Annotated in this window: 24 protein-coding genes; 13 read left to right on the top strand and 11 right to left on the bottom strand. The window is 41.8% G+C overall.

The features are described from left to right. Window positions 1–21: 21 nt before the first annotated feature. Window positions 22–927 carry a hypothetical protein gene (locus AC0J2X_RS04085; protein WP_472995803.1) on the top strand — a complete coding sequence of 302 codons (906 nt, stop codon included), beginning with the start codon at window positions 22–24 and terminating at the stop codon, window positions 925–927. A gap of 96 nt (window positions 928–1,023) precedes the next feature. On the opposite strand, the gene AC0J2X_RS04080 is transcribed toward AC0J2X_RS04085, so the two are convergent. Further along, window positions 1,024–2,616 (bottom strand): ABC-F family ATPase, encoded by a 1,593-nt coding sequence (locus tag AC0J2X_RS04080; protein WP_472995801.1) that lies wholly within the window; start codon window positions 2,614–2,616, stop codon window positions 1,024–1,026. 99 nt (window positions 2,617–2,715) lie between these two features. Continuing rightward, complete coding sequence (locus AC0J2X_RS04075; RefSeq protein WP_472995800.1) at window positions 2,716–4,317, bottom strand: esterase/lipase family protein; 1,602 nt, start codon at window positions 4,315–4,317, stop codon at window positions 2,716–2,718. A gap of 582 nt (window positions 4,318–4,899) precedes the next feature. On the opposite strand from AC0J2X_RS04075, the gene AC0J2X_RS04070 reads away from it, so the two are divergent. The 4 genes from AC0J2X_RS04070 to AC0J2X_RS04055 all read left to right on the top strand — a co-directional run bounded on the left by AC0J2X_RS04070 (window position 4,900) and on the right by AC0J2X_RS04055 (window position 7,965). After that, window positions 4,900–5,280, top strand: coding sequence for a PA2779 family protein (locus AC0J2X_RS04070; protein ID WP_014951406.1), 381 nt, complete (start codon window positions 4,900–4,902; stop codon window positions 5,278–5,280). 4 nt (window positions 5,281–5,284) lie between these two features. Beyond that, the gene (locus tag AC0J2X_RS04065; RefSeq protein WP_472995799.1) at window positions 5,285–6,214 is read left to right on the top strand and encodes a PA2778 family cysteine peptidase; all 930 of its coding nucleotides are present in this window, start codon (window positions 5,285–5,287) and stop codon (window positions 6,212–6,214) included. Window positions 6,215–6,293: 79 nt separating this feature from the next. Beyond that, entirely contained in the window at window positions 6,294–6,704 is a 411-nt protein-coding gene (locus AC0J2X_RS04060) for a hypothetical protein (protein ID WP_472995798.1), read from the top strand. 157 nt (window positions 6,705–6,861) lie between these two features. Then, window positions 6,862–7,965 carry a mechanosensitive ion channel family protein gene (locus AC0J2X_RS04055; RefSeq protein ID WP_342317402.1) on the top strand — a complete coding sequence of 368 codons (1,104 nt, stop codon included), beginning with the start codon at window positions 6,862–6,864 and terminating at the stop codon, window positions 7,963–7,965. An 82-nt stretch (window positions 7,966–8,047) separates the two neighbouring features. Here AC0J2X_RS04055 and AC0J2X_RS04050 read toward each other — a convergent pair whose 3' ends face one another. The 3 genes from AC0J2X_RS04050 to AC0J2X_RS04040 form a co-directional block, all read right to left on the bottom strand. Then, window positions 8,048–8,626, bottom strand: a complete 579-nt coding sequence (locus tag AC0J2X_RS04050; protein ID WP_014948444.1) for a porin family protein — start codon at window positions 8,624–8,626, stop codon at window positions 8,048–8,050. Window positions 8,627–8,796: 170 nt separating this feature from the next. Continuing rightward, a complete protein-coding gene (locus AC0J2X_RS04045; RefSeq protein WP_472995796.1) occupies window positions 8,797–9,972 on the bottom strand; it encodes an MFS transporter in 1,176 nt (391 codons plus the stop codon). 249 nt (window positions 9,973–10,221) lie between these two features. Beyond that, the gene (locus AC0J2X_RS04040; protein ID WP_342317404.1) at window positions 10,222–10,398 is read right to left on the bottom strand and encodes a hypothetical protein; all 177 of its coding nucleotides are present in this window, start codon (window positions 10,396–10,398) and stop codon (window positions 10,222–10,224) included. A 314-nt stretch (window positions 10,399–10,712) separates the two neighbouring features. On the opposite strand from AC0J2X_RS04040, the gene AC0J2X_RS04035 reads away from it, so the two are divergent. The 5 genes from AC0J2X_RS04035 to AC0J2X_RS04015 all read left to right on the top strand — a co-directional run bounded on the left by AC0J2X_RS04035 (window position 10,713) and on the right by AC0J2X_RS04015 (window position 14,721). Beyond that, a complete protein-coding gene (locus AC0J2X_RS04035) occupies window positions 10,713–10,970 on the top strand; it encodes a ribbon-helix-helix domain-containing protein (RefSeq protein WP_061484850.1) in 258 nt (85 codons plus the stop codon). Next, window positions 10,957–11,244, top strand: a complete 288-nt coding sequence (locus AC0J2X_RS04030) for a type II toxin-antitoxin system RelE/ParE family toxin (protein ID WP_472995795.1) — start codon at window positions 10,957–10,959, stop codon at window positions 11,242–11,244. Before AC0J2X_RS04035 ends, AC0J2X_RS04030 begins: the two co-directional genes overlap by 14 nt. A 379-nt stretch (window positions 11,245–11,623) precedes the next feature. Beyond that, window positions 11,624–12,940, top strand: coding sequence for a tyrosine-type recombinase/integrase (locus AC0J2X_RS04025; protein WP_472995794.1), 1,317 nt, complete (start codon window positions 11,624–11,626; stop codon window positions 12,938–12,940). A 324-nt stretch (window positions 12,941–13,264) separates the two neighbouring features. Further along, the gene (locus AC0J2X_RS04020) at window positions 13,265–13,645 is read left to right on the top strand and encodes a hypothetical protein (RefSeq protein ID WP_472995793.1); all 381 of its coding nucleotides are present in this window, start codon (window positions 13,265–13,267) and stop codon (window positions 13,643–13,645) included. 203 nt (window positions 13,646–13,848) lie between these two features. Continuing rightward, the gene (locus tag AC0J2X_RS04015; protein WP_472995792.1) at window positions 13,849–14,721 is read left to right on the top strand and encodes a hypothetical protein; all 873 of its coding nucleotides are present in this window, start codon (window positions 13,849–13,851) and stop codon (window positions 14,719–14,721) included. 48 nt (window positions 14,722–14,769) lie between these two features. Here the strand turns inward: AC0J2X_RS04015 and AC0J2X_RS04010 are convergent, their stop codons facing one another. The 6 genes from AC0J2X_RS04010 to AC0J2X_RS03985 all read right to left on the bottom strand — a co-directional run bounded on the left by AC0J2X_RS04010 (window position 14,770) and on the right by AC0J2X_RS03985 (window position 19,400). After that, on the bottom strand, window positions 14,770–14,865 hold the full coding sequence (locus tag AC0J2X_RS04010) for a zeta toxin family protein (protein ID WP_472995791.1): 96 nt from the start codon (window positions 14,863–14,865) through the stop codon (window positions 14,770–14,772). 116 nt (window positions 14,866–14,981) lie between these two features. Continuing rightward, window positions 14,982–16,184, bottom strand: coding sequence for a hypothetical protein (locus AC0J2X_RS04005; RefSeq protein ID WP_472995790.1), 1,203 nt, complete (start codon window positions 16,182–16,184; stop codon window positions 14,982–14,984). Window positions 16,185–16,282: 98 nt separating this feature from the next. Beyond that, complete coding sequence (locus AC0J2X_RS04000; protein WP_472995789.1) at window positions 16,283–16,942, bottom strand: hypothetical protein; 660 nt, start codon at window positions 16,940–16,942, stop codon at window positions 16,283–16,285. A gap of 641 nt (window positions 16,943–17,583) precedes the next feature. Beyond that, a complete protein-coding gene (locus AC0J2X_RS03995; RefSeq protein WP_472995788.1) occupies window positions 17,584–18,447 on the bottom strand; it encodes a replication initiation protein in 864 nt (287 codons plus the stop codon). 3 nt (window positions 18,448–18,450) lie between these two features. Next, on the bottom strand, window positions 18,451–18,678 hold the full coding sequence (locus AC0J2X_RS03990; RefSeq protein ID WP_472995787.1) for a helix-turn-helix transcriptional regulator: 228 nt from the start codon (window positions 18,676–18,678) through the stop codon (window positions 18,451–18,453). Between the two features lie 506 nt (window positions 18,679–19,184). Beyond that, window positions 19,185–19,400: a hypothetical protein gene (locus AC0J2X_RS03985; protein ID WP_472995786.1), complete on the bottom strand. Its 216-nt coding sequence runs from the start codon at window positions 19,398–19,400 to the stop codon at window positions 19,185–19,187. 115 nt (window positions 19,401–19,515) lie between these two features. Here AC0J2X_RS03985 and AC0J2X_RS03980 point away from each other — a divergent pair, with 115 nt between their 5' ends. From AC0J2X_RS03980 to AC0J2X_RS03970, 3 genes are all read left to right on the top strand, one after another. Continuing rightward, window positions 19,516–19,788, top strand: a complete 273-nt coding sequence (locus AC0J2X_RS03980; protein ID WP_076012106.1) for a helix-turn-helix domain-containing protein — start codon at window positions 19,516–19,518, stop codon at window positions 19,786–19,788. Window positions 19,789–20,336: 548 nt separating this feature from the next. Then, on the top strand, window positions 20,337–20,558 hold the full coding sequence (locus AC0J2X_RS03975; RefSeq protein WP_472995785.1) for a hypothetical protein: 222 nt from the start codon (window positions 20,337–20,339) through the stop codon (window positions 20,556–20,558). Then, window positions 20,551–21,432, top strand: coding sequence for a site-specific integrase (locus AC0J2X_RS03970; protein WP_472995784.1), 882 nt, complete (start codon window positions 20,551–20,553; stop codon window positions 21,430–21,432). The genes AC0J2X_RS03975 and AC0J2X_RS03970 overlap by 8 nt, the downstream gene beginning before the upstream one ends. The last annotated feature ends 357 nt before the right edge of the window (window positions 21,433–21,789 follow it).

Raw genomic sequence — 21,789 nt, 5'->3', positions numbered from 1 at the left:
GCTTTGAAATAAGGAAGTGTTATGAAGTTTGTGACAAAGTTTACTGTTCTGTTAGCCGTATTAATGTTGGCTGCAGGGTGTGTTACGCAACGAGGTATGGATTCTGGCGAAAGCGTTCCTTCTCAACCTAATAGCAAGGAAGCCACGCCAACTGAAAGCACAGAGCAAGAAGATGTGGTGCAAGATGGCGACAGCGTAAATGATGGAACCACGAAAGGCGAATCGACTAAAGAGCCAGTTAGCAAGCCAGTAGCGCCACCAAAACAAAAAGTTGGGGTATGGGTTAGCGCTAAAAAGTTTCCCACTCACACGCATATCGGTACCACTAAATTTAACAATTTTACGAAAGAATATAGCTACGACTGGCAATTGAACAACACGCTGTATAGCACATTCAAAAAAGCCATTGAGCAAAACAGTCGTTTCACTGCGGTGGATATCTCTTCTATGGTTGACGATGCAGGCGCCCTAGATTTTGTGATAGGAGAAGGAAATAACGGGGCGTTCAATGACAAACAAAACACGTTAAGAAAATCGTTGTTAGACAAAGGCATTGCCACTGTGATTATCGTTGAAGAAGCGCCGACGGTGGCTATTACCGAGTGCGGTACGTATGGATGTTCAGAGCATCAAAGCAAAGGGTTCGGACTGTTTACGCGTAGTTTTTTGGGTACCGATCACTATATTGCTTCGGCAAGCTTTAACGTTAGTATTGAGCGTTTAGACAAGCCAGTTGATATCTTAACGCTGCCAGTGTTTACCGAATTTCAAGATGATGCGCTAAAAAATGAGCGTGTTGAAGATTTCACACCGCCAGATAACTTTGATGAAATAACAGAACAAGAGTTAGCGCCAATTAAAAATACGATTGTTAACTACTTTGACCGCTTAGCGACAGCGGTTGGCAAGTATTTATCTGGTCAGTAAGCTTTTAATATACTGAAACAAAAAACGGGCACTTAAATAAGTGCCCGTTTTGTTATGTGGCTCACTTCATCTATTGATGAAGGCATCGATATATAATTACGCGTTTTCTTTATGCGCCAAAAACTCTTCGTAGTTTCCATCGAAGTGATTCAGTTTCTTGTCTTTAATTTCGATGATTTGCGTCGCCAGTGACGAAACGAATTCACGGTCGTGACTAACAAAAATAACAGTGCCATCAAACTTGTATAGCGCATTGTTCAAGGCTTCAATCGACTCCATGTCCATGTGGTTAGTGGGTTCATCCATTACTAAAACGTTGATGTCTTGAAGCATTAGCTTTCCGAACAGCAAACGGTTTTTCTCACCACCAGAACATACCTGCACGCGTTTGTTGAAGTCGTCAGACGTAAATAGCAAACGTCCTAACATACCTTTTATTTGCAGGTCATCGTGTTTGGGGCTACGCCATTGGCTCATCCACTCAAACATAGTGATATCTTCGGCAAAGTATTTAGCGTTATCCTGCGGAATGTAACCAATCGCAGCGTTTTCAGCCCACTTATAGCTACCTGCGGTAGGTTCAATGTCATTAACCAAACACTTCAATAGCGTGGTTTTGCCGGCCCCGTTCTCACCAATAATCGCCAAGCGCTGACCAGCTTCTAATAGCAAGTTCGCGTTATCGAATAACGGAAGATCTGGGTAGCTATGGCCTAAGTCTTCAAGTGTGATGGCAAGGCGGTGAAGTTTCTTATGTTGGTTAAACACAATATAAGGCTTACGACGGCTAGACGCTTTTACCTCAGCTAATTCAATTTTCTCAAGACGGCGGGCACGCGAGGTGGCTTGTTTCGCTTTCGATGCGTTGGCAGAGAATCGCGCTACGAAGCTCTGTAGCTCTTCAATTTCCGCTGACTTCTTAGCATTCTCTGCATGAAGCTGTTCTTGAACGAGCATGGCAGCTTGAATGTAGTCGTCGTAGTTACCCGGATAAACGCGCAGCTCACCGTAGTCGATATCGGCCATGTGCGTGCATACAGAGTTTAGAAAGTGTCTGTCGTGCGAAATAATAAGCATGGTCGATTTACGTTTGTTCAGCTCTTCAGCTAGCCAACTGATGGTGTAGATATCCAAGTTGTTGGTTGGTTCGTCTAGAAGCAGAATGTCAGGCTCGGCAAATAATGCCTGCGCCAAAAGCACACGTACTTTTTTACCAGGTGCGACTTCTTTCATTAAACCAAAATGATAGCTTTCGTCGATGCCAGCAGAGTTTAAGATATCGCCAGCGCGCGCTTCGGCGGTGTAACCATCCATCTCGGCAAATTGGGTTTCCAAGTCCGCCACGCGCATGCCATCTTCTTCGCTCATTTCAGCCTTGCTGTAAATGGCGTCGCGCTCTTGCTTAACTTCCCATAGTTCACGGTCACCCATGATAACGGTATCGACTACGCTAAACTCTTCAAACGCAAACTGGTCCTGACTCAAGATACCTAGCTTTGTGCCTGGCGCCATAGAAATGTTGCCCGACGATGGAGTAAGTTTACCGCTTAGAATTTTCATAAAGGTAGACTTGCCACAACCGTTTGCGCCAATTAGGCCGTATCGGTTGCCGTTGCCGAATTTTGCGGAAATATTTTCAAATAATGGCTTAGAGCCAAACTGCATTGTGATATTTGCGGTGGTAATCAAAACAGGTATCCAGGGGTAAAACGATGAGAAGAGATAGTAGTGAAAGCGGTTGTCACTTCACTAATATATAAAAGCGCGCGCACTATAAGGAATTGAGGGCTACATGTCGAGGGAATTTTGAACAGTTTTTGCGCTGATGTGCTTTTGGCGAAGCTTATCAAGTATAAACTCGATTGCCTGACTGCTTTTGAATGAGTTATGTGACGAGTTAACAATTGTTGTGTCTTTTGCCTCAGGTAAATATGCGCTGCTATAACTGACGACAGAGTCAGTTATAGCAGCGCATTCTGTTTCTGACTGGCAATACAAGGTACTGGTTGAGCCAATAATAGAATAGCTCTCGCCTTCTACAGGAATGTCGGCTAACGCTGTCATCAGCGGGTGATCGGGGCGCAACACTTGGACGCTATCTGGCCCGTAGTTTTGCAAGAAAGGAAGCATAGCAGCGGTTAATCTGCTCACGCCTACTTTTTCGATAAAGTTTTTAAATAGCGCTTTAAAACTAAAAGGGAGTGTGATGAGTGAAGAGCCTAACGATCCTATAAGGCTATTAGCTATTTCTGAGCCTCGGTGTGGAGTGTCGAGAAAAAACACCGTATTCTCTTTATACACAGGACTAAATATAAATATATCTCGCAACATTTCATCACCTTCAGCAAGTAGCGCTTCTGGAGGCTCTGTGAAAGTAGTATCCCATAACGTGTTATCTGAATGCGTTGAAATCAGCTTTGCGATTACGCCGCCCATACTATGCCCTATCAATACCGCAGATGAAGAAGCGCCTTCCGATGACGCTATCCGCTGGTTTAGCTTGTACAGTAAATTGCGAACTCGCATGGCGTTATAGAAAGGAGGAGGTCCTGATGGGTAGTACACGTGCAATATCTGATAGTGTTGAGATAATTCTTCGTCATTGAAAATAGCCATTGTGAGATACCGCCAAATTAGCGGGTCTGAATTGAGGCCATGAATCATAATAATCGGGGTTTTGACTGAAGAAAGCTCTCCAATACTAAAGACTCCCATTCTCTTTTCAGCGTCTTGTGCATTAATAAATCCTAGCCAGCTGAAATTATGGATGTCGGCATTTTGTAATAGGGAAAGGTAAGCGGCAGCAGGTGAGTACCGTTGCGTGTATGTGTTGTTTCCAACCAGTATTTCGGTAGGCACATCGACGTGTTGGGCTTGCAAGGATATGTGAATTCTAAGCCCTTTCAATGCAACCGACTCAACTTGAAGGGAGTAAGGCGAGTAGATACCTTCTAGTGGATAGTTTAGGTCAAGGCTACGGCCATTCTGTGCTTGGTTGCTAATTCGAGCCACTGCAGCACCGCCAAGTTCACCAAATACCTTAGGAGAGAGGCGAGCGTCTAAGGCTTCTATTTCTGAAACTAAAACGAGCTCGCTTGGGCCCGAGTAGTTAACCTGAATTAAGTTGTCAGTTGTATGTCTAAGACGGAATAACTTGTTTACTGCGAGGTTATACCCGTCGATCCCTATAGCACGATGCGCATCGGAAAGACTGTCTCTTTTTAACAAGGTAATAAAGCAATCGAGCGCAAGCGCAATATCTAGTGTAGTACTTTGCTCGTACGACGTGCACCGAGCAGCCAGTTGTATGTTGTCGAAGTGGCTTAAGTCGGGCAAATAGCCATATCCGTATGCACCGGCCAAAGACAAAGGGGATACTTTTTTACGCATAAACTTATCTGAACTGCATGCACTAATACAGCAGACAGTCGCTACCAATACCCAATAAATGAGATTCTGCTTGATGCGCATTTCACCCAAACGCTAAAAAAAGTATTAACCTTTTATAGCGTGTTTTTGTCAAAAATTGCACCTCAAACTTAACTCCATATGGTATGAGGCGTGAAACAAGCGTTTCGAATCCCCCGCTCATTCTACAGATTGCCCCTTATGGTTTGTTGCTTCTTTTATATTAGTGGCAAGCAAATAATTCCAGCATAAAGAAAATATTACATAAAAGTCAGCGCGCGGTGATGCATCAATGCAGAATTAACGAACAAAGCTTTGATCAGCATTTTTCGTATAAAGGTCACTTAAATCGTTATTTTAAAGAGAAAAAATGGAATCTTGTCTATTATGAAAAAAAGGCATTTTTAGTTGGTCTTAATCTTGCTGTGCTTATCTACTGAAAATAAACCGCAGAGCGCAAATGCGTCTGCTGAATCAGTGCGAAGTTTTATTTCACTCTAGTTTATCGTGAGTTAGGTAACGCAAAAGAAGAATAAAACTGGGCATTTTAAAGAGGGAAACATCATGAAATTTTTGAAAAAAATTGCGATTGGTTGCTTTTCGGCAACGGTTTTAATGTCAGGCAGCGTGCATGCAGAAGCAATTAGCTCAGATTCCGTAATGCAAACTCAAGCCGCTCACTACAATAAGCAGCAGCTAATTGACATGGTTAATCGTGCAGACGTGCAGAGTAAATTGGTTAGCTTAGGTGTAGATAGCAACCAAGCTATCGCCAGAATCAACGGCATGACCGACAGCGAAATTGCCCAATTAAATGATGAAATTAATCAAGCGCCAGCGGGTGGCGTTGTGGGCGCAGTGCTTACCGTACTTGCTATTATCGCAATTTTGGACCTAATTGGTGTAACTGACGTTTACCCATTTATTCGTCCAGTGAACAGCTAATTGAATGATCAATTCAGTTAAAAAGGCCTGCGCGTTAGCAGGCCTTTCGCTTCTATTTTTGCTTTCAGGCTGTCAGTCCACACCTCAAGCTGACAAGCTGCGGCAAGAGGGACTTGCCTCTTTACCTGAATCTCACACTATTCAATCTGTTCCGTTTTTCCCCCAAGAACAGTTTTATTGCGGACCTACCACACTATCTGAAGTGTTTGGTTATTATGGTGAAAGCACCTCTCCAAATGATATTGCGCCTAAGTTGTTCATTCCTAATAAAGAAGGGAGTTTACAATTAGAAATGGTGAGCGCTACTCGACAATTTGGTTTTTTGCCATATTCTGACCGAGGGACTTTATCGTCAATTATGTCGTTAGTTAAAGATGATATCCCAGTGATTGTTTTTCAAAATTTGTCCATCCAGTTGTTACCCCAATGGCACTACGCTGTTGTTATTGGGTTCGATAGTGATAAGGGAACAGTTATTTTACATACCGGCCTTACGCCTAATCACGAAATGTCGCTTGAGCTTTTTGAAAGAACGTGGGGAAGAGGAAATTACTGGTACTTGGCACCAGTTCCTCCTAATGTAACCTCGCCTGAGATGACACCGTTCACTTATGTAAGTGCGGCTTACGACATGCTTAAAGTGGGAGATAAAGCGCGTTCATTGGCATTTTTGGAAACCGCGTCGCATACATGGCCAACGTACTGGTTAAGTTACTTCTTGATTGCCAATTATTACTTAGAGCAAAACGACAGCCAAGCCGTGGCTTGGTTTAAGAAAGGCTATGAAGTGGGGCAGAACCAACACGTGTATGTTCACAACTACGTATTAGCTTTGCGCGAAAACAACATGCCCGAGAAGGCAAATACAATTCTAAAACAGGGGCTTGAACGCTTTCCCAATAACGAACCGCTGTTAACATTGGCTGAAAAATAAACCTAAACTTTAAGAGTATTCGCATTTACGAAAACTTATCGTCTACTATTAACCTAGGAAGTAATTGTGAAAGTAGGCTATGCCAAAAATACTGAGCTCATCAACAATTTCGTACGAGAACGGAGTAGTCACCACTCGACTCTATGGCGCGTTTAATGAAAAAAGTGCGGAAGACTACAGCGATCGTCTTTTTAAACTAGTCATAGGACTGAATCAACGACCCTTTTCCCTTCTGGCAGATATTAGCCAAGTTGAAGGTGCAACTCCTGAGGCCTTCGACATACTCAAGCGTATTATAAAACGGCTCCCTGAAATGGGATTAATAGCGAAAGCTTATGTCTACAAAGGGCCTGTCATACGCGGAATTATGTTTCAGAGGATCCCCGAGCTCAAAAGTATGGATTATCTTTTTTTCACAGATATTGACGAAGCTTCTTCGTGGTTGTCTCGCGAATATGAACGCAAACTATCTCTGCTCTCTGATTCCTAATTAGCCTGTAATAAGTTAATAGCACAATTAACTATCTGAGTGGCCATTATCTATGCGGATTGGTATAACTGGTGCACCTTTTGCCTCTTCTTTCACGTACTAAGGTGTAGCTAAAAATAAAAAGTGCCTACTCATATATGCAGGAGCCCCGTCAGCCGTGGACAGCACTCAACTTCTTGAAAATCAGCAGGCAATAGCAATAGCCGGATTAGTAGGCGTTGTTATTGTGCTCTTCATTGTTAAACGACTTATTTTGGTGCGTTTGAAAGCTAAAGCGCGTTCAGAAAACAGCAGTATGTCTGATATCTATCGCGTGCTTGTGTTGTCGTTAAATGCCCCACTTAATTTGCTTATCTGGGTGATTTTCCTGCTGTTGGTTAAAAGTATTGTTTCAGTATTTCAGATAGAAGATGAAGGGGCGATTAAAGCGCTAACCATTGTTATCGAAGCTGGCCTCATCATTACTTTATTTCTCTTCTTCGAGCGTTTTGTCACTTACTCATTAAGTCGTTATCGCGACCAGTCAACCATAGTTAAAAATACCAGCGCAATTGCCGGTGGAGCAGTTAGAGCGCTATTCGCTGTATTAGCAATTTTGATTATATTAAGCACCATGGGGGTGTCGGTAACACCCATTGTTGCATCGTTAGGCATTACTTCGCTCGCAGTAGCACTAGCGCTACAGCCAACGCTTGAAAACTTCTTCTCGGGTATTCAGTTGGTAATGGATAAGCCCATTCGTATAGGCGACTTCATAGAGCTGGATTCTGGAGAACAAGGTTTTGTAGAGAAAATAGGATGGCGCTCCACGTGGGTTAGAATGCTACCTAACAACATCGTGATCATGCCTAACAGTAAGTTGTCTAATTCAAAGTTGATTAACTACTACTACCCTGAACGCGAACTGTCGGTGCCTGTTGAAGTTGGCGTGCATTATAGCTCTGATTTAGAGCATGTTGAAAACGTATGTTTAGAGGTTGCCAATACTATTCTAGAGCAGCACGAGTTTGGTGTTGAAACTTATCAACCTTTTGTTCTGTTTCACACTTTCGACAATTCTAGTATCAACTTAACAGTGATGCTGAGAACCCGTGAATACTTTAACCGCTTCTTCATAAAGAGCGCCTTTATAAAAATGCTTAAAAAGCGTTTTGATGAAGAAGGGATTGTCATTCCATTTCCAATTACTGCGCTTAACCTAGAGCAGGAAGGTGCAGCTAGCCTGCCGACAGCGCACGAACACATCAAGCCAAGAGGCTAAATAGACTGGTTTGCGTAGCTCAATAAAAAAGCCACGTTGTGTAACGTGGCTTTGTTGCGAGTACGCTAACCCATCAAAGGGGTTAGAAGGTGTAACGTGCAGATACGCCTAGTAGGTCAACATCATCAGCTATAACGTAAGTTGCACCGAAAGAGAATTGTGGTGTAAAGAAATAGTCTGCGCCAATTTCAAAAGCTGTTTCGTCGTCTTCAATGTCGATATAGCGGATAGCACCGCGAAGCTCAAATTGCTCTGACAGCATTGAACGAATACCGGCAGTAATGCCATAGCCATTGTCGTCAGCTTCAGCAGAAGCGAAGCTTGAGTCTAGGTCAACATCCACATACTCATACGTCAACTCACCAAAAAAGTCGGTTGTTGTAGTTAAACCATAGCGGTAACCAACCCCTGCAGAGATATAGTCAAGTTCACCGTCAACACCATATTCGTCTTCACTCAACTGACCATAACGACCTGTCAGGTATACATTTTCGTTAAGTGATTTGAAGCCTTGAATTTGAAAACCGGTTGGCTCGAAGTCGCCTGCGTCTTCAATATCTGCTTGTACGTATCCAGCTTTAACGAAGTCATATGAAGGCGAAGCTGCGAAAGCATTTAAAGAAAGCGCGCCAAAGATACTGGCGAGAATAGTACGTTTCATTGTTTCTAATATCCTTTTAACAATAATTACTCCCAACCACTTCGGGAGCCTCATCATTATGGGGATGGATTTTAGAAATCAAATGGGCAACACGACTCGATTTTCACTATTAAACACCTTAAACGGTGTACGTTTTATCATTACAACGGCATTACCGTACAAGAGCTTAGTTAATTCCTCTTCAGTATTGTACAGATGAGGATACTTGAAACGCTTAAGCCGCAAGAAGACAAACAAAAAGAAATGATAGGTTCTAGGGTAATTAAGGTCACCGCGTAAGCGCCTATTGCTGCCCCTGTTAGGTGAAAAAAGCCGGTTAGTGCCGCTAAAAAACCTGCGGATTTATCAGAGTAGCCAAGCATGATAGTTACGCTGCAGGGCATTGCGATGCCAATAAAAAAGAAGGTGACATAGGAATAAGTCAAAATACCCACTAACCCTTTTATTGCGAAGGGGGAAATAAGTAACCAAAAAAGCACTGAAAGCACAGCGATAAACAAGCTTGAATACTTGAATTTAAACAATGGTGAAACAGAGGCTAGTCGAATATTGATTATGCTTCCCATCACAAAAGACAGCGTAGCTAGAAGCGAATATATCGAGAACACAGTTTTGGTGAGTCCGAATTGCTGCATTATCATTGACGGCGAGATGGTAATGAAGCTAAACACAATGCCATAAAGTAGTCCGCTGGCCATACCCACTGAGACGATTTTCATCATTGTGCTTTTAATAAGCGCTAAAGTGTCGCTAAAGACGTTCTCTGAGGTTGTCGGCATATACTGTTTGAGGGTGGTGGAAACTGAAAGCAGTAAAAGTAAGGCGAATACTCCCATTACTAGTACAAAATAAAAGATAGATGAAACGCCGAAGGACTCGCCAATTAGTGTACCTACTAGTGGCGCTATTGCTGGCGCGATAGCGAATGCAATGTTGATAAACGAAAGTGAAACATTCAGCTGCTTTTCGCTAAATATCTGACGCGACAGTCCGCGCGATACTGAAACGCCAACCCCACCGCCTAAGCCCTGAATGACTCTTCCTACAAGAAAGGTATTTTCTTCGGTGGCAAGTGCCACCATAAGCGTACCGGCGATGAATACAAAGACTCCATACAGTAGAAACTTTTGTTTGTTTAGGTAGTCGCAGGCGACACCAGACACTAACTGAGAAAGTGAGAACGCGATAAGAAACACGGCCACGCTTTTTTCAATTATTCCCACATAGCTGTGGTATATAGCAGCCAAATCAAAAAAGAAGGGGCTATAAATGCTGGTAGAGAGTTGGCCAAGAATAGACAAAATGGTGAAGGTTACCGTCAGCGAATAAAACGTATGGCGTGACATGGTGTGCTTCATCTAAGGGGAACCAAACTATGGGTAAAGAAACAGTGCAGTTAGGCTACAGATTTGGTGTTACAGTTTTAATAAAGAGGCTTTTTTTAAGTTTGAGAAAACTGATATCGTGATGATATAAGCGAGTGGTGACTAGTAATTATAGAAAAAATGGTGGCCCCACCCTGACTTGAACAGGGGGCAGCTTTAATAGCATAAAAGAGATAAAACAATAGAGGGAGTTTCTGACTCCCTCGAGTATCAGCGAGTTTGTAGTAGCTCAGCCTGCTTCACTACTGAATTCTGAGATTCTACAGCTCTATCAATAACACGGCTGTATACCTTTTTCTTTTTAGACGAGTCGGCGTTGCGAACGAACTCAGACAGGTTGGAGTTGTACTTTGTTGTCTGGCCGTTTTTTAATCTGGCAAACATCATTATTCTCCCATTTTATTGCCCAATTAATGAGCGGGCAGCGTTTGTATCAGGGTAGTAAGCGTCTCGCGAGTAAATTTATGCTTAACATGATTTTCTACAGCCTGAATGTTGGCGTGGTACATGCGAGTGCCCCCCTCGTTGTCCTTTAACAGTAGAGCTATTTTTATCTGACCACCAAATTGCTGCTTTAGTTACCAAATAAGGATTGTATGATGAAACTCGAATTGATTCTTACCAGTTCTGAACTAAACTTGACTGTAGTAGTATTAAGTAGGATTTTATCCTTACTGAATTTCATCTATTGGAGGTAAATTATGGCAATGGTAAAGAAAAGTATCACAGTAACAGATCAACAAGAACAATGGATGCAAGCTCAACTAGCAACTGGTAATTATGCTAGTGACAGTGAATTATTACGAGATTTGATCAGAAAAGAGCAAGTACGAGCAGCCGAGATTGAAGCTATTCGTTTAAAGTTAATTGAAGCAGAGCAAAGCGGTTTTGTTGAAAGGTCACCGAGTGAAATGCTAGCTAGCTTTAAAGAAGAAGCACGAAATAATGGGAAACTATAAACTCAGTGCAGCGGCTGAGTCTGATTTAAAGCGTATTTGGTTTCGTGGTCTTGCTGAATTTGGCGAAGCGCAAGCTGACGCATATTATTATAAACTTTTAGAACGCTTTGAGCAGTTAGCAAATCAGCCTTACATTGCACCTGCTGTTGATGATATCAGACTAGACTATCGTCGAGCAGTTTGTGGAGTTGATAGTATCTACTATCGCATTCATGGTGATTATATTGAAATAATGCGGGTGCTAGGAAGGCAAGATGCTCAACTCAACCTGTAATGAGTTTTCAATGAGATAAAAATGAGCAATAGTTTTTTATCAGATGGGCTCTTAAAAATTGATAACCAGCTTCGGTTGCTCGCTGATGAAAAAGAGTCATTCTTACGACAAGCTTCACATTATTGAAGTGTCTACAAGTGGCTTTGGTAGCTATGATGAAGTCTGATAAAAAATGGCCCACCCTGACTTGAACAGGGGACCTGCCGATTATGAGGCTCAAACCGAGCCTTTACCGATAGTTACTTTATTTACCTGCTAATTACTTATTGTTTCATATAAATCAGTAGGTTATTGCGGTTTTGTTATCTCTGTTGCTTAATTTTTTAAGCAATTCAGCGCATTAGATTTTGCGCTCAAAGTAGCACAGAGGTAGCACAGTATGTCAGCAACAAAATTCAGATTTACAGAACAGGCCATTGAAAAACTATCAGGCTCAGACAAACGGGCTCGATATTACGACATTCAAATGCCAGGTCTCATCATTGATGTTCTTCCATCAAATAAGAAGACGTTTCGGGTTTATAAGAAGCTTCCAGGCACACAGAAGCCATTGTCGGTTACTATCGGCTCTTTTCCATCCATTGCAGTAGAGCAGGCCCGTAAGCAAGCTAGAAAGGCGATGGCGGATATTGCTGATGGAATGAACCCCAACGATAGCAAACGTCACTTCAGGGCCGCCTCAGTCACATTGGAGACGGTTTACGAGAGCTATAAACTTTCCAGAAAGCTTAAAGAAACTACGTTACGTGGCTACGAGCAGGTGATGGACTGTTATTTTGACGATTGGGCAAAGAAGCGTATGGCTGACCTTACAGAAAACCGCATCTATCGTCGGCATTGTGAACTGACTAAGCGCAGCCCAGCACAGGCGGATCTTGCCATGCGCACATTGAGGGCGCTCTTTAACTTTGCTAGGGCTGAGTATAAATCCTCAGATGGTAGAACTTTATTTCCTCATAACCCTGTTACTGTTTTGTCGGAAAAACGTTGCTGGAATAATGTTGCCCGCAAACAGACTAGACTTCGACCCTCACAGCTAAAGCCATTTCTTGCGGTTATTAATGAGATGCGTGACGAAGCCATAATTCATAGACAAGACTTTACTGCGACAGTGTGTGATTTCGTAGAGTTCATGGCGTTTACAGGTTTGCGCAAAACAGAATTACTTGAGCTGGAATGGAAAAATGTATTTTTGGACGACCAGCTATTCTGCTTAGACGATACAAAGAATGGTCATGGGCTGGAACTGCCAATCACCAAGCCACTTGAGGAAATCTTTAAGAGAAGAGCAGAGTACCGTGTTTCGGGTTTTGTTTTTGGTGCTGACAACCATCATGGCAGAGTGGTGGAGCCTAAGAAAATTATTAAGCAAATGAACGAACGCGCAGATGTTTCTTTTACACTGCATGATCTTCGCCGTACATTTTGTTCTGTTGCTGAAACGATTGGTGTCGGGACTTATACCTTGAAACGGTTGCTGAATCACAAAACAAGCAGAAGTGATGTTACTGCGGGGTATACGGTTTTGACAGCGGAGGAATTAAGGGAGCCAGCAGATAGAATCTGTCAGAGATTATCGGAATACGCTGGAGTTAAAAGCTGTGGTGGAGAAAGTTCGTTACGACAACTTACAAAACAGTTAGCAAACTTAAGCAAGGAACAGCGACTTGAACTGATGTCAGCGCTTATAGGGTAGTATTAATTGAAGACGAGACAGACTCCTTATTATTTGACATTTTAACTCCACTATTTTCATAAATAGCCCAGCAAGGCTCAGACAGCAGGCCCGGTAATTTTATTTCTTATATGGTGCTTAACGTCTAAGTATAAGACTTATAGGGAATAAAGTGGTATTTTACCTCGGCTATTTATATACAAACAATGTTTCTAATTTAAAAACATTCGCAAGATAATAAGGACGATGACAGCAAAAGCGCATGATGGTAAGTAGCATCATAAAAAGTAATTCTCAGCTTAGAGGGACCGCACCATTTAAATGATCTCTACCACAGGAAATCTAGTGAAGTATAAAAATATATTTATCCCCGAAGAACACAAAACTATTGCAGCAGAACACAACGCGTTTTCAAATGATGTCGTTGGAGTATTTGCGTTCAGTATGGGCATTGCGTCTCTAGCGAGCAACAACCCCGTTGGACTGGCAACTGCTTCTTTTTTATTCTGCGCCATTTGGATGGCATACAAGGGTTTAATGATTTATTCAATCCTAAGAAGAGTCTACAAAGATGTACCTTGGTGGAAGCAGTTGATTGATGGATTTTTGTACAACTTTATTTACCTCCTCGGTTTTAGTTTTGTAGGGGCAATTGGTATAGAGTTAATCACAATTGAAACTTTTAAGGAATGGTCAATATGGAGATCGCTGAAATTTGGGAACTAACAATAGGCTGTAGGCATTCCATTTGAACGCAAGGGCACTGATTCGGTTGCAATAGGTGTAATGCTAGAACACGGAATGACTCTAAGTAAGAACAATAAATACATGCGCGCCAATGGACAGTTCGGAAGTATAGAGTAGCTAACACGCAAATCCAGCCGAAGCAAAAAAGCGCAGCTGACTTGGACGCTAATCGAAAAAATAAAATGAAACCACAGTTTTCTGAATTTACGTACGGATATGCTCTTACAGAAGAGATGTCTAGAAACTACAGATTTAAATCAGTTCCAACATTCCCATCTTTGATTGAGGAAGGGAGGTCCGGTGGGTACGACGTCGAACTGGATATATCTGGAGTGCCAGTATTTTTACAATTTAAAAGATCTGATTATTTGTCCACTTCTAATGCGAAGTACTACAAAAATTTTAATTCTAAGTATTATCGATTCAACTTGCATGCATTAAAGCACTCAAAGCAGCATAATTTATTGCTTAGTTTGGAAGGAAGGGGCGAGCTAGTGTTTTACGTAGCTCCCAAATTTCACAGTCAAAAGTCACTCCACAGTAATTATTTTAGCTCGAAGATAGCACAGAATTCTATCTGGTTGCCTCCTAAAGCTATAGGAAAGCTACCTGATAAGGAAGAGCATTCAATTTGTTTTAACAAATCAGCTTCGCTGGTTTATTTTTGTTCTGAGCCAAGAAGGATACAACTGAAAGCGGTTAATACAGCAACTGATTTAGATAAGTATTTTTCGAATGTTGCTTCACGCTACAATGAGTCCAGAAAAATAGAAGAGCCACAAGATATTGAAGAGTCTGTTGAGGAAGAAAAGAAAGAGCAGAAAGTTGATCAACCTCAATTGACCTGGCAAGAGATATTCGAAACATTAAGCTCCGTATTGAAAGATCAGCAGCCTCAATTTGCAAATAATGTTTTGGATAACTTATCTGGTGAAAGCAATATAATTCTGAGAACAGCAAAAATGGCACGAATTGGGTTTGGGTTAAATATGGTGCTACTTGACCCTGTTACCGAGTTGAAGGGCAACGGCAGCATTAACGCTGCCGATTATTGATGCGCAAGGGGAAAGGTTCGCGACGAACATTTTGTTCTGTTGCTGAAACTATTGGGAGGTTTCGGTTTTCCCTGCGCCAGTAGAGTCGGCCATGAAAACAGACACAGGTTCATCTTCAGGAGGGTATTTTTCTCTATCAGTCAATTCGTTTGCAATGGCAGTACGATTCTTTTTAGCAAAGTTAATGGATTCTTGTTCTATACGCTTTTCGTCTTAAAAGAATGTACACGAATTATGTGCGACCTTATCTTTATATTGAATCACCCCTCTCTAATTTTCGATTCCAATAGAAATAGTGACGACATCGCCAGCATGATTTTACAGCACTTTTCTAAATACTTTGAGTAAGAAATCGTTCTTATTTGACCAGTGCCGCCACTTTGATACTGGATATTTTTTCCTTTGTCGATAATTCGCATAGATTGGTGGTGAGAGGCATTCCTTAATGTGCTATCAGTGCATTCTAAAAATTGACTTAGTAATTCATCATCTTTAAAAGGTCTACCGCGATTTGCTTTATTTATTGTACGATACTTTTCAAGGTTCATTTCTTCGAACTCGTCAAAGTGTCTGCCTTTAATAATGTTGTTTAAGCAGGCTAGTACGATGATGTTACTCGTATAAACTTCATAAGCATTTCCATAAAACATTTTGGTCCTTTCAAATCCATATGAACTTGCTACACAACCATCCCTCACGCTTGCTAAGTTTTTTGCGTATAGAAGTGTCTGATCATACTCGCTGTAATGCTCAAAAAAATCGCTAAAAATATCGAAGTATCCTCTCATGTTTTCTTTCCGTAATTCATGATTATAAAAACACAAAAATTTTGAAAACTCTTTTGAGTCGGTTAATTTAGCTCTTTTGATCGCTTGATAGCCGCACTCTGTTAAATGATATCCTTTAGGAAGGGTTATGCGATAAAAGAAATCTTCAAGAGCCTTGTATATAGAACCTTTATTGTCGAATCCGCGCGGGTCATATTTTTTTATAACTTTTCTAGCAAGTGCAGTTTTATTTTTGCTATGTAAGGACCAGGATTTTTTTAGTGATGACCAATATTTAGTTGTTCCAGGGAGTCCACCAAGTTGCTCATAAACGTCAGTAATCTTCCCATTCTTACCTGGATTAGGCAAAATTGCGGCTTGTGGATTGTTTGCCATTATATATTGTGCTTCATCCATCCAAGAAAAATTCCTGTCCATATTTAAATCTGGTTCAGGAATTAGAAAGTGAGGGTCTAGATTAACAACATTTCCTTCCTCAAATGCCAGTTCACTATTTTCACAAAACTCTAGTTCAGTGGCGAAGTTGTGATAATCCACATGCATAATCAGGCCAATAGGCTCTTCACAACTCGAACAAGCGAAATCATGTCGCTGTATGGGGTTATGACCTACCGAAACTCTAACCGTCGTTACATGGTCACATGTCAAACATTTCAAGTTCTCTCTTACTTTCATAAGTCCTTTTATTCCCTCAAATCTAGCATATATGGTTGGTGTTTAATGGTCTTTCTCACGATAAATGGCATTATATAGCAGTTTGAAATAAGAACTGTCTAAGCGCTATTTTCATGGGGTTGGAAAAGTTGATTTATTACTTCATGAACCAAAAACAGAGTGCTAACACTGCCAGGATGAAGTGTCGTTGAGCCATGCGCTAAGCTATTCCTCACATGGTGAGCATTACTCGCAATAGCATCGACTAAGTCAAATTCGTTGAACGCATCAGAAATTTCCTCTTGAGTAGGTTCTTCCCACTGCATTTCAGGCTCACTATTAAAATCGTGTTCCATCGCTCGAAGTTCATTTTTCTTCTGCTCTGCATATTGCTTTAGTCTTACTTCAAAGCTGGGAAAGCCTTGGTTTGTTATCCAGCCTCGCTCTTTTGCATGCTGTAGAAGAGGGGACAAAGTCATTTTCTTCTTTGATTTTTCTGAAACTTCATTCTCGTATTTCAAACGTAGCGCCATCTCGAGAGCAGTAAAGGTAATGAGTTCAGACACCTGATGAAAGCGATAGACATACCAGGAGTATAAAGAGATATTTTTTGCGGTCTCAAAAAGCTGACGAACTTCTTTGGGAACACCAGAGTGCAGTTGAATACTGGTTAGCTCTTCGTGATTGAGTTCCAAGGTAGTATTAAAAAAATGCTGTCGGCTGTCTGGCTTTGTGATCTCTGAAAGTTCCTTTAGTGGATCCTCGATTACTTTTGACAATGAATACCTCCTTTTTCCTCAACAATGGGTTATACAGCATACCTAACCCCATAACATAAAAAAGTAGTCAATGCGGTTACGCTGAAAAAAAAGTTTGGTTGATATCATTGCATCGTAGATGATGCAAAAATTTTTCAATCTTGATTTGGGGCTTAAAAAGAGTGATAGGGTAAGTATCGACATAATGTTAAGAGGTCGATATGGCAAAGAAAAAGCAAACTCCATCAAGTTCAGGCCGATTCAGGGTGAAGCTCGAATACTCAGCAAGTTCAGATGAGCTTAAAGCGTTATCCAAGCGTTTTATTAGGGGCCTACGGTGGCTGCTCATTATCGTTCTTGTTTCATCAAATTCTAATCTTAATTTCGACGATATTGATTTGCGCGAGTTCTGTAGTAAGCGCGCTCAGTTATCCTCATCTTTCACAGAATTTCGAAAACAACAACAGGAATCTATATGTAAGAACTATATGTAATTATATGGGGGGCGCTCGAGCCCAAGTGGTGTAAGGGCTATGTCATTGTCACGTTTGCTTTAGTACACAAGGTTGAGTGGTTTCTTACACAGAATTTGAATGTTTTGATTGTTTTGATACACAAAAACGTTCATTTAGATCTGTGGATAATTTGGGCTATCCACAGATCTAAGAACTCTCTCTAACCTTCGGTACTGAAGAAGCTGACTTATGTATTAGCACGCCATCATTCGATACAGAAATATTTAATTTTGGATAACAAATTTTGACCAGTTTAATTGCATTTTTTAGTCTGTTATTAAACACAGACGGTCGGTTAACTCGTTTCCATTCGTTAGGAAAGATAAGTTGAAGTTGCTCCCAATTCAAAAATAGTGGCTTGCTATAGCTTACTGAGGGCGCTCTGTAAGCTACCCAGCAGTAGAGATCTATTCCGATTGGCGACCGGTTATGCCATAGAAATTGAAGAGCTCTGGCATCAACAGGGTGTGGTTTTATCAAGCCCATTAGTTTTATGAACGAATCCGATAGCTCGAAAGTGACTTTTGAGTCAGAGGAAAAGATACTTAGGTCAGATAGCACTGCACGTGCCCTGAGCTCAAATGCTTCATTTTCATCGGTCCTAACTTCCTTGATGTAGAGATCTGCTGTAATTGTTTGAATGAATATTTGTATGAACGCTTTAAGTTGCTGCTGACCATTTGGAGCTTGACCTGTAACACTTGAGTACAGTTGTCGTCGTGAAGCTGTGATGGTTTTAGGAGTTTTATATCTAACTGCTAACGTAGTCAGGTAACTTAAAGTTTTCCTGGCCATACAGCCACTAGGCAATCCTTCTGGGGAGTTAATGGAAAACGTCCTTATTGGGTTGTCCGCAGACACTTTGACAGCGTTCTTTGCATCTTTGGGAGCGAGAGGGAGTATACTCGGATCAGTAAACTGCCTTGCATAATATGCAATCGTCCCAGCTTTATCAGCAGGTTCCTCTCTGATCCATTGGACAAGCTCCATTGCTTTTATAAGTTCAGGCACAACTTATTTCCCTTTGCCTGCAACAGAGTTCGACACGATTCTGGGTTGAGCATTTAACCATGAATCGAACTCTTCTACAGGAAATAGGATACGACCATTAAGTTTTATGTATGGAGGAACGGGGTAATGAGTGCCATTAACTCTGTTTTGATAAATATGGTTGTATAGTGTGCGTCGACTAGTTAGCAGAAGAGGGGCTATCTCTTCCATACGATAGAACATTTTTTTCATTGTAAGCACCTGCTTGTTACTCAGTGCTTACCTATTTTATGCATGCGTTTACTTTTTTCTCCGAAAAACCAGGGTAACTTTAAGGGGGTTTTTCTATGGCTGAGAAAAAGTGGCGCTGAAATGACGTTTTGAGGCGTGATTTTGGTTAAAAAGCGAACTTTGAATTTGGCATGCCAAATTCAAGTAATGGAAAATTTTGGCTTGAACAGCTACTTTAATGCTATTTATTTACCTTTAGATGAAATAAACACGCAAAGAAAATGACAACGCCTAGAATCAGTGCACAACCAGCAAGTAAAGGTCCCATAGTTAGATTCTCCCAGCTTTAATTGCATCAAAAAGATCGTGCTTAAGTTTGTCATAGCGTCGGGTAGCTCGAATAGCCAAAACCATCAATACCCAAACCTGAAACCATTCATATGTTGTCATGTCAGCCTCGTACTGATTTAGCGCCTGTTTTTTCATTAGTCAAAAAAAGCCCGCTCAAAATTAGGCATGCCTAATTATTATAGATAGGTATCGTAAAGCTCGCCTCGCGCCTGAGCATCCTCAGCCTCTTCACGAGTCATGTGCTCACCATCAGCGATAACATTTCCCATACCATCATCCAGCTTATCCAATTGTTCATTTCCTTTGTTGTCAGCTTCATTACTACCAATAAAGGCACTAACAATGAATAAAGCGACAACAGCCAATATCCCCAAAAAGCCTTCGAATCCCATTTTTACCTCCACGCTCAATTTGGCATGCCAAATTGATGGCTAAGTATTCCTTAGTATCTAGGTGCTATTAAAGCTAAGAAAATCTTAGTTTTCAATAGCAGATGTCGTACACCAAGTGAAAGCAAATGATGGTTCGCCGTTCCCAATACGGTTAAAACAGGCAAGAACAAGGGTAGGTCTATCCCAAAAGCAATTAGGGATACAGGCAGGGATGGACAACTTTGTAGCGTCTGCGCGCATGAACCAGTACGAGCGCGGTGTTCATACACCAGACTTTAAAACGGTGCTGTCTTTAAGTGCAGTGCTGAACGTGCCCACTGCATTTCTGTTTTGTGTGGAAGATGATTTAGCTGAAGCGATATTGGAGTTTCATCAAAACAGACAATAGCGACGTATCGTGACCCCAATATTAAGCCTTTTCATGTTTTACTATATTTCCATCTTATTTGCCTGACTGCCTGGTAAATTTCGCTAAGAACCCACCCGTAAAACAGAGGCATCATGAGCAATACCCCTCTCTTTTATTCGGGCGCTCCGCCGCCCGCTATGTCGAAGTCGAAAAATCGCCTTCAACATAGCGGGCGTCTGGGTTCTGGCGCTCACACGCAGAAATTTATTTGCAGATTGCATCCTGATTTATATGCAGGTAATCTTTGAACCACTAGCCCGTTCGGGCAACGAAAAAAGTCGGCGCTCTCCAGCTGCCGTTTCCACGTAGTGAGGCATCCTCACGTCCTTCTAAAAATATATGTCATGTCACGTCGCATTTTCGGCGTTTAAGTTCGGCGCTTAGTTGCTGCCGTTTCTATCTATTTTGATTATTTAATCCCAGGCGAGATCGGTCCGAGCCTTGCGTTATGCGCTAAACAGGGGCGAATAGGCTTAAGTGTCGCTGAGTTGTTTACAGCCAGTTAATCTTACAACCTAAGGAATGACATGATGTTTAATGAAGTACATGAAGTGTCTCAGCTTAAAGCCGAGACCCGACTAATCGCCAGAAAGAGGCATAAGCCGTCGAAGCTAGACAAGTACGGTGTTCACTTGCGTAAACTCTATGAAGAGGGCGCTAGTAAAGCGGAGCTTCAGCGCTGGCTTGTTCGTAGAGGTGTTGTAGTAAACTGGACCACGGTGAAACGTTGGCTGGACAGAAATGCCTAAGTTCGCCAAAGCAGAAACGCAGGCAGAAAATGTAGTTAAAGGGCTGACAAAAGCAAGAATTATCAAGTCATATGGTACAGCCCGTAATTACGAACAAGCTCTTAAAACTGTAGCCAAGTGGACAAAGGAAAACAAACTAAACGGGCTTCAGTCACTGACACCAGACATTGCCAGGTATTACCTTGAATACCGAGCGGAAGCTGTAGGGCAGAAAGCGCTTGATATGGAGCGACAGGCCATTCAGGCAATGATGCAACTGAATGGCAAAATCCCTCCTAAAGCAACCTTGTACCGCGTCAAGTCAGAGCTAGAAGAAATTAAAAGGTCCAGAGCCTACACGTCGGCACAGGCTCTAGCAGTATCCAAACATCAAACTGACACACATCAACTTTCCACTCAGATAGCATATGCTGCTGGATTAAGAGCACATGAGCTTCTGACGCTTGCAAGAGCTGAAGAGCGAAACCCTGACAAACGTCCCGCTTTAAACTCAAAATGGGCAGGGCGAGAAGGTCAGCTTTACACGGTGCAGGGCAAAGGCGGGTTGATACGTCACGTACTAATTCCTAACGACTTGGTCGAGCAGCTCGAGCAGCGCAGGTTTGAAAACCCAGTAACCGTCAAAGATCGGAAAATTAATTATCTCCAGCGCTATGATATCGGGGCAGGGAAGCGATGGTCAGACTCCTTCAGTAAAGCGTCAAAACGCATCCTTTTCTTCTCTACAGGAGCCCACGGGCTCCGACATAGCTATGCTCAAGAAAGGATGCGCGAGCTAAACGCTATAGGGTATCGCCGCGCTCATGCTCTGGAGACGGTTTCGCAAGAGATGGGACACTTTAGACCGGAGATTACGGAAGTTTATTTGATGTAGCTAGGAAGGTAATAAGATACAGCTGACGCTTTATTAACTTTGATCCACAAACAATTTACTGCGATAGCAAGAAGCATTCGGGATAGGCATACTGAATGGGAGAAGATCGTTTGTAGCGGCCGTTAAACCATGGATAAGAATACCAACAAATCATAAGCGTATTATCTGTGCCTTTTGGCTGTCATTTTCTAAGACCTTCGATTTTATCAGAGGATTTTACACCAATTCATCTATATGATGGAAAAGTTGAAGCAGACATCCAGATAGTTAGGAAAATCGGTACAATCAACCTCTTAAGTAAGCCAAAAACTGCGGAGGGTTAAGCTATCTTTAAACTAATAAATAAAGTATCTCAAT

The sequence above is a fragment of the Alteromonas sp. R7 genome, from assembly GCF_055755235.1.
The sequence above is the reverse complement of the archived record's forward strand: the minus strand, read 5'-3'. Positions and strand labels throughout refer to the sequence as shown.